Genomic DNA, 11837 nt, shown 5'->3' with positions numbered 1-11837 from the left:
TGATGAAGGACTTCCGCGGACATCGCGGACGACATAGAGCGCGCCGTCGAGGACGCGCTGTGGGCGCCGTCGCCGGCGCCCGCGATGTCCGGGCGGCGGCGCGGACGTCGTCGGCCCGGACGGCGCCCCGTGCGCCGGAGCCGCGCACCCGGCCCAGGTCGACGCCGAGTTCGCCGGCGAGCCGGCGGGCCAGGGGCGAGACCCTCGGACGGGACGCCGGGCGGGTGGCCCTCTCCACGTCCGCGCGGACGATCCTGCCGTCGTGGCCCGTGCCGTGCACCGAGTCCAGGTCGACGCCCCGCTCCTCGGCCAGCCGCCGGACGAGCGGTGTCGCCGCGGGCCGGTGCTCGGGGGCGCGGCCAGCCTCCTCGCGCTGCGGCGCCGGGGGGCCCGCGGGGGCGGACGGCTCCGGCGCTGGCGCCGCGGGGCGGGACGGCTCCGGCGCGGCCGCCGGCGAGGTCAGGCGGGCGAGCGGGGCGCCGACCGGGACGCTGGTCCCGGGCTGGACGAGGAGCGCGTCGACCACGCCGTCGTCGAAGCACTCGACCTCGATGTCGGCCTTGTCGGTCTCGACGACGGCGACGGTGTCGCCCCTGCGGACCCGGTCCCCGGGCTCGACCAGCCATTCGGTGAGGGTGCCGCGGTCCATGTCGGCGCCGAGCGAGGGCATCGTGAAGTCAGGCATCGCCGCTCACCGCCCGCCGCGCGGCGGAGACGACGTCGTCCGGCTGGGGCAGCGCCGCCTCCTCCAGGTGCCGGGGGTAGGGGATCGGGATCTCGGCGCCGCACACGCGGGCGACCGGCGCGTCGAGCTCGTAGAACACCTGCTCGGTGATGCGGGCGCTGATCTCCGCGGAGAGGCTGCCCGACCGCCACGCCTCGTCCACGATCACGGCGCGGTGGGTGCGGCGGACCGAGTCCATGATCGTGGCGTCGTCCAGCGGGCGCAGCGACCGCAGGTCGACGACGTCGGCCTCGACGCCCTCGGAGGCGAGCCGCCCGGCGGCCTCCAGGGCCGTGCGCAGGGTCCCGCCATAGGTGATCAGGCTGACGTCCGAGCCGGACCGGCGCACCGCGGCGCGGTCGATGTCCACCGCCCCGGCGTCCGGCGGCAGCTCGCCGGACACGGTGTACAGCGACCCGTGCTCGAAGATCAGGACGGGGTCGGGGTCCCGCAGGGCGGTCCACAGCATGCCGCGGGCGTCCTCCAGGGTCGCGGGGGCGACGATCCGCAGGCCGGGGATGTGGGTGTACCAGCCTTCGAGGCTGTGCGAGTGCTGGGCGGCCAACTGCCGGCCCGCCCCGGTCGTCATCCGGATCACCAGGGGGACGCCGAACTGCCCGCCGGACATGTGGGACAGCGTCGCGGCGTTGTTGAGGATCTGGTCGAGCGCGAGCAGGCTGAAGTTGACCGTCATGATCTCCACGACGGGGCGCATCCCGGCGAGGGCCGCGCCGATGCCCGCCCCGACGAACGCCGACTCCGACAGGGGCGTGTCGCGGATCCGCTCGGGGCCGAAGTCCTCCAGCAGGCCGAGGCTGACGGCGAAGCAGCCGCCGTAGCGCCCGACGTCCTCGCCCATCAGGAACACGCGCTCGTCTCTCGCCAGCGCCTCGCGCAGAGCCTCCCGCACGGCCTCGCGATAGGTGACGGGGCCTTCGGCGGACGCGTGGGCGGCGGAGGCCGTCCGGGTGGTGGTCATGGCCGCACCGCCCTCTCGGAGTAGACGAAGCGGGTCAGGTCGGCGACCGGCTCCAGCGGCGCGTCCCTCGCCGCCTCCACGGCGCCGTCGATCTCGGCGGCGATCTCCTTCTCCATCGCGGTGAGGTCCTCGTCGCCGAGGACGCCGTCGGCGCGCAGCCGGGCGGCGAGGGCGTCGATCGGGTCGTGGCGCCGCCACTCCTCGATCTCGGTCCTGGCGCGGTACCGGTCCGGGTCGTACATCGAGTGGGCCCGGTACCGGTAGGTGCGCATCTCCAGGAAGTGGGGGCCGCCGCCCCAGCGCACCGACTCGGCCGCCCGCCGCGCGGCCGCCGAGACGGCGAGCACGTCCATGCCGTCCACGGCCCACGAGACCAGGCCGTAGGACGAGGCGCGCAGGGCCAGGTCGGTCTGGGCGTGCTCGCGGGCGAGCGCGGTGCCCATCGCGTACCGGTTGTTCTCGCAGACGAACAGGACCGGCAGCCGCCAGAGCGCGGCCAGGTTCAGGCACTCGTGGAACTCGCCCTCGGCGGCCGCCCCGTCCCCGAGGAAGCACGCCGTGACCTGGTCGGCGCCGCGCATCCGGTCGGCGAGCGCCAGCCCGACCGCGAGCGGCAGCCCGCCGGCCACGATGGCGTTGCCGCCGTAGAACCGGGTCGCCGCGTCGAACAGGTGCATCGAGCCGCCGCGGCCGCGGCTGCAGCCGGTGGTCCGGCCGAACATCTCCGCCATGACCGCCTCGGCCGGGATGCCGCGCGCGAGGGCGTGCCCGTGCTCGCGGTAGGTCGTGACGACGGCGTCCCGCGGCCCGAGCGCGGGCATCACCCCGGCGGCCACGGCCTCCTCGCCGATGTACAGGTGCATGAAGCCGCGGATCTCGGCCGCGCTGTACAGCTCGACGCAGCGCTCCTCGAAGCGCCGGATGCGCAGCATCTCGCGCAGCAGGGCCCGGCGCTCCTCGTCCTCCGGCGCGGCATCGCTGCGGCCGGCCGCGGGGCCGGGGCCGGTCTCCGCCGTCTTCTTCCTGGTCATGGGCTCTGCTCCAGTGTCGACAGGTCCCCTTCGGGCAGGCCGAGCTCGCGCGCCTTCAGCAGGCGGCGCATCACCTTGCCGCTGCGGGTGTGCGGGAGGTGCGGGTCGAACGCGATCTCCTTGGGCGCCAGCGAGGCCAGCCGCCGGCGGCCGAACGCGACCAGCTCGCGGCGCGTCTCCTCGTTCGCCTCGTGGCCCGGCCGCAGGGTCACGAACGCCTTGACCACCTCCCCCGCGACCGGGTCCGGCCGGCCGATGACCCCCGCCTCGGCGACGGCCTCGTGCTCCATCAGCGCGCTCTCGACCTCGAACGGCCCGATGAGGTGCCCGGCCGACTTGATCACGTCGTCGGCGCGCGCGACGAACCAGTAGTAGCCGTCGGCGTCCCGGCGGGCGATGTCCCCGGTGAGGTACCACCCTCCGGCGAACGCCTCGGCGTAGCGCGCCTCGTCGTGCAGGTAGCCCCGGAACATCGACGGCCATCCGGGCCGGAGCGCGAGCTCGCCCTCGGCCTGCGGGCCGCGCGCCGCCGCCACCCGCCCGTCGGCCGACACCCGTGCGCGCCCGTCCGGGCCGCGCTCCAGCAGGGCGACCTCCACGCCGGGCATCGGTCGTCCCATCGAGCCGGGCCTGATGTCCATGGACGCGTAGTTGCCGATCATGATCGCGCCGGTCTCGGTCTGCCACCAGTTGTCGTGGACGGGGAGGCCGAACGCCGTCACGCCCCACACGACGGCCTCGGGATTGAGCGGCTCCCCCACGCTGGCGACGAACCGCAGGGCGGACAGGTCGCGGCCGCGCGCCGGCCCGGTCCCGTACCGCATCAGCATCCGCAGCGCGGTCGGCGCCGTGTACCAGACCGAGACCCGCTGCTCCTCCAGGATCCGGTACCAGCGCCGCACGTCGAACTCCGCGGCGTCCACCAGCAGCGTCGCGCCGTGGGTGAGCGGGGCGATGATCCCGTAGGAGGTGCCGGTGACCCAGCCGGGGTCGGCCGTGCACCAGAACACGTCCCCGCGCCGGAGGTCCAGCGCGTACGCGGCGGTCGCGTGATGCGCCACGACCGCCTCGTGGACGTGGACCGCGCCCTTGGGCGTCCCGGTGGTGCCGCTGGTGAAGTGCAGCAGCGCCATGTCCTCGGGGCCGGTCGGGGGGATCTCGAAGAACGGGTCGGCGCCGTCCATGACCTCCCGGTACGAGACCGTTCCGGGCGGCGCGTCCGACCCGCCGACGACCAGCACGTGCCTCAGCCCCGGGAGCTCCCCCCGGATCTGCGCGATCTTCCTCGTGTACAGCTCGGGGCTGGTGACCAGCACCTTCCCGTCGCCGAGCCGGAGCCGGTCGCGGATCGGCTCCGGCCCGAACGCGGGGAACAGCGGCGCGAGGACGCTGGTGTTCTTCAGCGTCCCCAGCGCCGCCACGTAGAGCTCCGGAACGCGTCCCAGCAGGGAGAAGACCCGCTCCCCCTTGCGGACTCCGAGCGCGCGCAGCACGTTGGCGAACCGGGCGGTCTCCTCCCGCAGCCGCGCGTAGGTGAGTTCGGTGGTCCGGTCGTGCCGGTCCAGGCAGCGCAGCGCCACGCGGTCGGCGAGCGGCCCGTCGGCGTGCCGGTCGACCGCCTCGTGGGCGATGTTGAGGCCCCGGCCGCCCGGAAGGCCGTCCATCGCGGCGCGCGCCTCGTCCCAGCGGAAGCGGTCGTAGACCTTCCCGTAGTCGTCCAGGTTCGGCGGGAGGCCCGGGCGCCCGGCCTTGGTGATGGGTTCCCAGCCCATGCGGCTCACCTCGTCGAAGAAGACCGCGATCCCCCGGCGTTCACGCGCGTCCCGCGAGCTGGGCGATGTCCCTGTCCGCGACGCCGTGGAGGCGGCCGGCCAGATCGGCGAGCGCCCGGCTCACGGCGAGCTCGTCGCCGATCTCCGGAACCTCGCGGTCCGCCGGGTTGCGGCGCGCGTGCCCGCGCCCGGTGGTCCTCTTCTCGCCGCCGCTGAACAGGACCGCGTGCGCGACGGTGTCCATGCCCTCCTCGGTGATGTAGAGCTCGACGCTCCACTCCTTGGCCTTCATGACGAACCTCCTTCGCTCGGCCGTTCACCCTCCATCGTCGGAAGGCGGCCGGAGCGGCCCTAGGGGCGGAAGTCCCGAATCCGCTGATCAGACCGTCCGAAGGGACCTTCGGCCCCGGTCCGCGGGACCGATGGAGGCGCGCGGCCGCTCCGGCGCGGGGAAGGCTCGCCCCGAACAGCGGCGGATCGACGGGCGCGAGGACGGACCCCATGAGCGGCGGACTGCTGACCGACCTATACGAGGTGACGATGGCGGCGAGCTACCTGCGCCGCGGCATGGCCGGGCCCGCGACGTTCAGCCTCTTCGTCCGGAAACTGCCCCGCGACCGCGGCTTCCTGATCGCCGCCGGGCTGGAGGACTGCCTGTCGTTCGTCGAGGACTACCGCTTCTCCCAGGAGGACCTCGACTACCTGGCGGCGGAGCAGGGGCTGGACGACGCCTCGCTCCGCGCGTTCGAGCGCCTCCGGTTCACCGGAGAGGTCCGGGCGGTCCCCGAAGGGCGCGTCGTCTACCCGGGCGAACCCCTCCTGGAGGTCACCGCGCCGATCGCAGAGGCCCAGCTGGTGGAGACCGTGCTGCTCAACCACATCACGTTCCAGACAACGGTGGCCACGAAGGCCGCCCGCTGCGTGCGCGCGGCCGCAGGCGCGCGGGTCATCGACTTCTCCTTCCGCCGCACGCAGGGGGTGGACGCGGCGATGGCCGTCGCGCGGGCCTCCTACCTCGCCGGTTTCGCCGGCACCAGCAACGTCGAGGGGGCCCGGCGGTACGGCGTCCCGGCGACCGGCACGATGGCCCACTCCTACATCGAGGCCTTCCCCGGCGAGGGCGAGGCGTTCGCGGCCTTCGCCGCCGACTTCCCCGAGCGCACCACGCTCCTGGTCGACACCTACGACACGCTCGGCGGGGTCGCCGCGGCCATCCGCACGGCCCGCCGGGCGGGGCTGCCCGCCCTGGCGGGGATCCGGCTCGACTCCGGCGACCTCGGCGACCTGGCGGCCAGGGCCCGCTCGATGCTGGACGAGGCCGGCATGACCGGCACGCGGATCGTGGCCAGCGGCGGGCTGGACGAGTACCGGATCGCGGACCTGGCCGCGGCCGGCGCGCCGATCGACGTGTACGGGGTGGGGACGAGGATGGGCGTGTCCGCGGACGCCCCCTACCTCGACAGCGCCTACAAGCTCGTCGCCTACGAGGACCGCCCCGTGATGAAGCTGTCCACCGGCAAGATCACCGCCCCGTGCGCCAAGCAGGTCTACCGGGGCCCGGACGGCGACGTGGTCGCGCTCCGCGACGAGCCCGCTCCGGACGGCTTGGAGCCGCTGCTCGTCCCCGTCATGGAGGCGGGACGCCGCGTCGCGGGACCCGAGCCCCTCGACGCCGTGCGCGCGAGGTGCGCCGCCGAGATCGCCGCCCTGCCCGACCGGATCACGCGGCTCCGCGCCCCCGAGACCCGTCCCGTCCGGCTGAGCACGCGCCTCCGGCGGGTTCGGGACCGGCTCCACGAGGAACTCGCCGCAGGGCATCGGGCCGCCGGCGACGGTCCTCTCCAAGGACGGTGACCGCCGGATCGGGCCGGCGCCCTACCGGGGCCCGCCGACGACGGCCACCGGGCACTCGGCGTGGTGGATCACCCCGTGGCCGACGGAGCCGAGCCGGAACAGGCCCCAGCGGTGGGGGTGCGCGCCGACGACGACCAGATCCGCCGAGCGCGACACCCTGGTCATCTCGGACACCGGGTGCCCGACCAGGACGTCGTTGACCACGTCGACCAGCGGATACCTCTCGTGGAGGGGGGCGTAGGCCTCGATGACCCGCGCCCGCCGCTCGTCGTTGAGGCGCTCCTCGTCGAGGGCGTATCCGGCCTCTGCCATGTCCACGGAAAGCTGCCACGCGTGCACGACGCGCAGCCGCGCCCCGCGGACGGCGGCCGCGTCGAAGGCGTACCTGAGCGCCTCTCCCGGCTCCTCGGCGAGGTCGTGCCCGACGACGACCTCACCGCCGCCGGCGCCGCCGCCGCGCACGATCACCAGCGGGACGGCGGTCCGCCCCGCCATGCGCAGGGCGACCGAGCCGAGCCGGAGCCCGCCGAAGCCGCCGTGCCCGCGGTGCCCCAGCACCAGCTCGAACGCCTTCTCCGCCTCCTCGCGCAGCGCGTCCGGCGTCGCGTTGACGGCCAGGGCGGTCGTCACCCGCAGCTCCGGCCTGCGCTCCAGGACGCGGCCCTCGGCCTCCAGCAGCACGGCGTGCCCGGCCGGCGAGGAGCGCTCGGACGGGACCGGCAGCTCGAACCGGCGGACCTGGTACGGCCAGATCTGCGCCGCGTGGACGATGTGCAGGGGCCGGTGCCGCAGCGCCGCCTCGCCCGCCGCCCAGTCGACGGCCCGGGCCGCGGCGGCGGACCCGTCGGTCCCCACGACGATCGGTGCGGACATGGCTCCTCCGACGATCACACGCCCTCTCCCGGCCTCCCTCCAGCCTTCGCGGACGTGCCCGGCTCGGGACAGGGACCAAGGTCCGCCGCGCCGGGGACCTTCGGCGCCGCCGGTCCGCGCCTGATCTTGACCGTTCCCACGGAATGCGCATCCCGTCACCAGGGCAGGTCACGGCAGGTGGAGGCACGGAAAGGCGTCACGCCCGAAACGCTGGCGCGGGAGCGGTTCTTCTCCGGCATGCCCGAACGGCACCACGCCGCCCTGGCCGCCACGGCCCGGGCCGCGGACGTCCCGTCCGGGCATCGCTTCTTCGAGGAGGGCTGGGCCGCCGAGCACTTCTGGCTCCTGCGTTCCGGGACGGTCGCCCTCGACCTCCAGGTCCCCGGACGGGGCGCGGTGGTGGTGGAGACGCTCCCGGCCTCCTCGGTGCTGGGCTGGTCGTGGATGTTCCCTCCGCACGTGTGGAGGTTCGGCGCCGTCTCCACCGAGCCGGTGCGGAGCCTCCGGTTCGACGGGGCCGAGGTCCGGGAGCTGTGCGCCGCGGACCTGCGGCTCGGCTACGACCTGACCCTCCGGTTCGCCGCCGTGCTGCTGGACCGCCTCGAAGCCACCCGGGTCCGCGTCCTGGACCTGTACGCGCACCCGGAGCAGCGGGCGTGAGCCCGGCCGGCGCGGACGGCCCCATGACTCCCGTCCCCTACCGCGTGACGGCCCGGCGCGCGGAGACCGCCGACACGGTGACGCTCAGGCTGGAGCCCGTCGCGGCGACGCTCGCCGAGCCGGCGCCGGGCCAGTTCACGATGATGTACGCGTTCGGCGTGGGCGAGGCGCCGATCTCCGTCAGCCGCGTCGGGCCGGGCATGGGTTCCGAGTCCTCGCGGGCGCTGGAGCAGACGGTCCGCGCCGTCGGCGCCGTGACCCAGGCCGTGTGCGCGGCGCGGCCCGGCGAGGTCCTCGGGCTGCGGGGCCCGTTCGGGGCCGGCTGGGGGCTGGATGAGGCCCGCGGCCACGACCTGGTCGTGGCGGCGGGCGGCATAGGCCTGGCCCCGCTGCGGCCGGTGGTGCTGCGGGCCCTGGCCGACCGGGACGCCTTCGGCCGCATCGCCGTCCTGATCGGCGCCCGCACCCCCGGCGACCTGCTGTTCGGCGGGGAACTGGACGCCTGGCGGGCGCGCGGCGCCCAGGTCGAGGTCACGGTGGACCGGCCGGCCCCCGGCTGGAGCGGCCAGGTCGGCCTGGTCACGGCCCTGGCGGGCGCCGCGGACGTCGACCCGGCCCGGACCGCCGCCTTCGTCTGCGGACCGGAGATCATGATGCGCCTCACCGCGCGGGCGCTCACCGGGCTGGGGGTGCCCGCCGGGAACGTCCGGCTCTCCCTGGAGCGCAGCATGCGGTGCGGGGTCGGCTGGTGCGGGCACTGCCAGCTCGGCCCGCTGCTGGTCTGCCGGGACGGGCCGGTCGTGCCCTACCCGCGCGCCGCCGCGCTGATGACCGTCAGGGAGCTGTAGCCCATGGGACGACCGACGCTGGCCGTGTGGAAGTTCGCCTCCTGCGACGGCTGCCAGCTCACCCTCCTGGACTGCGAGGACGAGCTGCTCGCGCTCACGGGCGAGATCGAGATCGCGCACTTCCTGGAGGCGTCGAGCGCCGCCGGGGAGGGCCCCTACGACGTGTCGCTGGTGGAAGGGTCGATCACCACGCCCGCGGACCTGGACCGCGTCCGGCACGTGCGGGCGGTCTCGCGGAAGCTGGTCACGATCGGCGCGTGCGCGACCGCCGGGGGGATCCAGGCGCTGCGCGACTTCGCCGACGTGGAGGAGTTCGCCTCGCTCGTCTACGCGCGGCCCGAGTACGTCGCCACGCTGGCGCGGTCCACGCCCATCGCCGCGCACGTCCCCGTGGACTTCGAGCTGCGGGGATGCCCGATCGACCGCCGCCAGCTCCTGGAGGTGCTCGCGGCGCACCTCGCCGGCCGCAAACCCGACGTGCCGTCCCACAGCGTCTGCTTCGAGTGCAAGATCCGCGGAAACGTCTGCGTGATGGTCGCCCGCGGCACCCCGTGCCTCGGCCCGATCACCCAGACGGGCTGCGGCGCGATCTGCCCGGCGTACGGGCGGGGCTGCTACGGCTGCTTCGGCCCCGCCCCCGCGTGGAGCGGGGGGCGGCCCAACACGCGCGGGCTGCTGCCCTGGCTCGACATGTCCGAGGACGAGGCGGACCGCGTGCTGTCCACCTTCAACGTCACCGCCTTCCGCGAGGAGGCCCCGGCCGGGGGAGGCGGCGATGACGCACCGCAATGAGAGGACGCTCGCCGTCGGCGCCCTCGCGCGGGTCGAGGGCGAGGGCGCCCTGTACGTCCGCGTGCGCGGCCCGGACGTCGAGGAGGTGCGGCTCGAAATCTACGAGCCGCCGCGCTTCTTCGAGGCCTTCCTGCGCGGCCGCGCCCACACCGAGCCGCCCGACATCACCGCCCGGATCTGCGGGATCTGCCCGGTCGCCTACCAGATGAGCGCCTGCCAGGCCGTCGAGGCCGCCTGCGGCGTGACCGTGGACCCGGCCATCGGCGAGCTGCGGCGCCTGCTCTACTGCGGTGAGTGGATCGAGAGCCACACCCTGCACATCTACCTGCTGCACGCACCGGACTTCCTCGGCTATCCCGGCGCGGTCGAACTGGCCCGCGACCACCGCGCCGCCGTGGAGCGGGGGCTGCGGTTGAAGAAGGCGGGGAACGCGCTCATGGAGTTCCTCGGCGGCCGCGCGATCCACCCGGTGAACGTCCGCGTCGGCGGGTTCTACCGGACCCCCGCGCCCACCGAGCTGGCACCGCTCGCGGAGACGCTGCGGCGGGCGCGCGACGACGCCCTGGCCACCGTGGAATGGGCGGCGGGCTTCGAGTTCCCCGACTTCGACCACGGCCACGAGTTCCTCGCGCTGACGGCCGATCGCTACCCGCTGGAGCGCGGCACCGTCCGCGGCGGCACGGGGCGCTCCTTCCCCACCGCCGAGTTCGAGCGCAACGTCGTCGAGGAGCAGGTCCCGCACTCGACCGCGCTGCACGCCCGCTTCGCCGACGGCGGCCGCTACCTGACCGGTCCCCTGGCCCGCTACTCCCTCAATCGCGACCGGCTGTCCCCGCTCGCCCTGGAGGCCGCCGACCGGGCCGGGCTCGGCCCGGAGTGCCGCAACCCGTTCCGCAGCATCCTGGTCCGCGCCGTCGAGGTCGTCTACGCCGTGGACGAGGCCCTGCGGCTCATCGCCGGCTACGAGCCGCCGTCCCGCCCGGCCGTGCCGGTGCCCCCGCGCGAGGGGACCGGCCACGGCGTCACCGAGGCTCCGCGCGGCCTGCTCTACCACCGCTACGACCTGGGCCCGGACGGGCTCATCAGGGCCGCCCGCATCGTCCCGCCGACGTCGCAGAACCAGGCCGCCATCGAGGACGACCTGCGCCGCTTCGTCGCGGCCCGCCTCCACCTCGACGACGAGGCCCTGACCCGCCGCTGCGAGCAGGCGATCCGCAACTACGACCCCTGCATCTCCTGCTCCACCCACTTCCTCGACCTGACCGTGGAGCGGTCGTGACCCTCGTGATCGGCGTCGGCAACGACTTCCGCCGCGACGACGGCGCCGGACCCGCCGTGGTCGCGGCGCTCCGCGGCCGCGTCGAGGCCGGGCTCGCCGTCACCGACGGCGAGCCCGCGAGGCTCGTCGCCCTGTGGGCGGGCGCCGACCTCGCGATCGTCGTGGACGCCGTGCGCGCCCATCCACCCGCACCCGGCAGGGTCCGCGAACTGGACGCCGAGACCGCGGCGCTCGTCGCGCGGCCGGTCACCGACCACGCCCTCGGCCTCGGCGACGCCGTCGCGCTCGGGCGGGCCGTGGGCCAGATGCCCGCCCGTCTCCGCGTCCTCGCGATCGAGGGCGCCGACTTCGGGTTCGGCCAGGGCCTGACCCCGAGCGTCGCCGCCGCGGTCGGCGCGGTCGCCGACCGCCTGGCGGACGCGCTCACGATGGACGACCACGCAGGAAGGAAGAACGGATGACCGCTCCGACGAGCACGTCGAAGCCCGGCGGCCCCGCGGCGCTGGAGCTGAGGAGCCTCCGCCCGCTCTGCGAGGCGCTGCGGCGCGCGGGCTACACCGTCATCGGCCCGACCGTGCGCGACGACGCGATCGTCCTCGCCGAACTCGACTCGGCCGACCGCCTGCCCCACGGCTGGGGCGTCACGCTCAGCGCCGGCGCCTACCGGCTGCGGCGGCGGGAGGACGGCGCTGCCTTCGCGCACGCGGCCGGACCGCAGTCCTGGAAGCCGTTCCTGCACCGGTCGAAGGTCAAGCTCTGGGAGGCGGACCGGACCGGGGACGGGTTCGAGGTCAGGGACCACGCGCCCGAACCGGCCCGGCTCGCGCTGCTCGGCGTCCGGCCCTGCGATCTGCGCGCGATGGCGATCCAGGACCGCGTTCTCCTGGGCGGCCGCCACGTCGACCCCTCCTACCGGGCGCGGCGGCACGACAACTTCGTCATCGCCGTCAACTGCACCGAGCCCGGCGGGACGTGCTTCTGCGCCTCCATGGGCACCGGCCCTCAGGCGGGCCCCGGCTACGACC

The 11837-nt window shown here is 75.2% G+C and carries 12 protein-coding genes and 1 pseudogene; 7 read left to right on the top strand and 6 right to left on the bottom strand.

Annotation, left to right across the window (positions count from 1 at the left end):
- The 5 genes from AB0C69_RS26920 to AB0C69_RS26900 form a co-directional block, all read right to left on the bottom strand.
- On the bottom strand, positions 1-685 hold a 685-nt coding region (locus AB0C69_RS26920), incomplete at its 3' end, for an E3 binding domain-containing protein (protein WP_360357979.1).
- The gene (locus AB0C69_RS26915; protein ID WP_345172121.1) at positions 678-1703 is read right to left on the bottom strand and encodes an alpha-ketoacid dehydrogenase subunit beta; all 1026 of its coding nucleotides are present in this window, start codon (positions 1701-1703) and stop codon (positions 678-680) included. The genes AB0C69_RS26920 and AB0C69_RS26915, both read right to left, overlap by 8 nt.
- A complete protein-coding gene (pdhA, locus tag AB0C69_RS26910; protein ID WP_345172119.1) occupies positions 1700-2734 on the bottom strand; it encodes a pyruvate dehydrogenase (acetyl-transferring) E1 component subunit alpha in 1035 nt (344 codons plus the stop codon). Before pdhA ends, AB0C69_RS26915 begins: the two co-directional genes overlap by 4 nt.
- Positions 2731-4506 carry an acetate--CoA ligase gene (acsA, locus tag AB0C69_RS26905; protein WP_360357978.1) on the bottom strand — a complete coding sequence of 592 codons (1776 nt, stop codon included), beginning with the start codon at positions 4504-4506 and terminating at the stop codon, positions 2731-2733. Before acsA ends, pdhA begins: the two co-directional genes overlap by 4 nt.
- A 40-nt stretch (positions 4507-4546) precedes the next feature.
- Positions 4547-4798: a DUF1876 domain-containing protein gene (locus AB0C69_RS26900; RefSeq protein ID WP_345172115.1), complete on the bottom strand. Its 252-nt coding sequence runs from the start codon at positions 4796-4798 to the stop codon at positions 4547-4549.
- Positions 4799-5007: 209 nt separating this feature from the next.
- On the opposite strand from AB0C69_RS26900, the gene AB0C69_RS26895 reads away from it, so the two are divergent.
- Positions 5008-6360, top strand: coding sequence for a nicotinate phosphoribosyltransferase (locus tag AB0C69_RS26895; protein ID WP_360357976.1), 1353 nt, complete (start codon positions 5008-5010; stop codon positions 6358-6360).
- Between the two features lie 21 nt (positions 6361-6381).
- Here the strand turns inward: AB0C69_RS26895 and AB0C69_RS26890 are convergent, their stop codons facing one another.
- Positions 6382-7233 carry a universal stress protein gene (locus AB0C69_RS26890; protein WP_360357974.1) on the bottom strand — a complete coding sequence of 284 codons (852 nt, stop codon included), beginning with the start codon at positions 7231-7233 and terminating at the stop codon, positions 6382-6384.
- A 177-nt stretch (positions 7234-7410) separates the two neighbouring features.
- On the opposite strand from AB0C69_RS26890, the gene AB0C69_RS26885 reads away from it, so the two are divergent.
- The 6 genes and pseudogenes from AB0C69_RS26885 to AB0C69_RS26860 all read left to right on the top strand — a co-directional run.
- Positions 7411-7893 carry a cyclic nucleotide-binding domain-containing protein gene (locus tag AB0C69_RS26885; protein WP_345172110.1) on the top strand — a complete coding sequence of 161 codons (483 nt, stop codon included), beginning with the start codon at positions 7411-7413 and terminating at the stop codon, positions 7891-7893.
- Between the two features lie 23 nt (positions 7894-7916).
- Entirely contained in the window at positions 7917-8741 is an 825-nt protein-coding gene (locus AB0C69_RS26880; protein ID WP_360357971.1) for an FAD/NAD(P)-binding protein, read from the top strand.
- Between the two features lie 3 nt (positions 8742-8744).
- Positions 8745-9533, top strand: a complete 789-nt coding sequence (locus AB0C69_RS26875) for an oxidoreductase (RefSeq protein ID WP_353834153.1) — start codon at positions 8745-8747, stop codon at positions 9531-9533.
- The gene (locus tag AB0C69_RS26870) at positions 9517-10812 is read left to right on the top strand and encodes a Ni/Fe hydrogenase subunit alpha (RefSeq protein WP_360357969.1); all 1296 of its coding nucleotides are present in this window, start codon (positions 9517-9519) and stop codon (positions 10810-10812) included. Before AB0C69_RS26875 ends, AB0C69_RS26870 begins: the two co-directional genes overlap by 17 nt.
- Positions 10809-11273 carry a hydrogenase maturation protease gene (locus tag AB0C69_RS26865; RefSeq protein WP_345172102.1) on the top strand — a complete coding sequence of 155 codons (465 nt, stop codon included), beginning with the start codon at positions 10809-10811 and terminating at the stop codon, positions 11271-11273. Before AB0C69_RS26870 ends, AB0C69_RS26865 begins: the two co-directional genes overlap by 4 nt.
- Positions 11270-11837: pseudogene (locus AB0C69_RS26860) on the top strand (sulfite reductase subunit A); the annotation flags it as partial. The gene AB0C69_RS26865 and the pseudogene AB0C69_RS26860, both read left to right, overlap by 4 nt.

Origin of the sequence: Actinomadura sp. NPDC048032 (assembly GCF_040653175.1) — a bacterium.
GTDB classification, from domain to species: domain Bacteria; phylum Actinomycetota; class Actinomycetes; order Streptosporangiales; family Streptosporangiaceae; genus Spirillospora; species Spirillospora verrucosospora.
The sequence above is the reverse complement of the archived record's forward strand: the minus strand, read 5'-3'. Positions and strand labels throughout refer to the sequence as shown.

Excerpts from the sequence above, each read along its gene's own strand:
- pdhA (WP_345172119.1), bottom strand. The coding sequence starts at position 2,734 with ATGACCAGGAAGAAGACGGCGGAGACCGGCCCCGGCCCCGCGGCCGGC.
- AB0C69_RS26900 (WP_345172115.1), bottom strand. The coding sequence starts at position 4,798 with ATGAAGGCCAAGGAGTGGAGCGTCGAGCTCTACATCACCGAGGAGGGC.
- AB0C69_RS26895 (WP_360357976.1), top strand. The coding sequence starts at position 5,008 with ATGAGCGGCGGACTGCTGACCGACCTATACGAGGTGACGATGGCGGCG.
- AB0C69_RS26880 (WP_360357971.1), top strand. The coding sequence starts at position 7,917 with ATGACTCCCGTCCCCTACCGCGTGACGGCCCGGCGCGCGGAGACCGCC.
- AB0C69_RS26875 (WP_353834153.1), top strand. The coding sequence starts at position 8,745 with ATGGGACGACCGACGCTGGCCGTGTGGAAGTTCGCCTCCTGCGACGGC.
- acsA (WP_360357978.1), bottom strand. The coding sequence starts at position 4,506 with ATGGGCTGGGAACCCATCACCAAGGCCGGGCGCCCGGGCCTCCCGCCG.
- AB0C69_RS26890 (WP_360357974.1), bottom strand. The coding sequence starts at position 7,233 with ATGTCCGCACCGATCGTCGTGGGGACCGACGGGTCCGCCGCCGCGGCC.
- AB0C69_RS26870 (WP_360357969.1), top strand. The coding sequence starts at position 9,517 with ATGACGCACCGCAATGAGAGGACGCTCGCCGTCGGCGCCCTCGCGCGG.
- AB0C69_RS26915 (WP_345172121.1), bottom strand. The coding sequence starts at position 1,703 with ATGACCACCACCCGGACGGCCTCCGCCGCCCACGCGTCCGCCGAAGGC.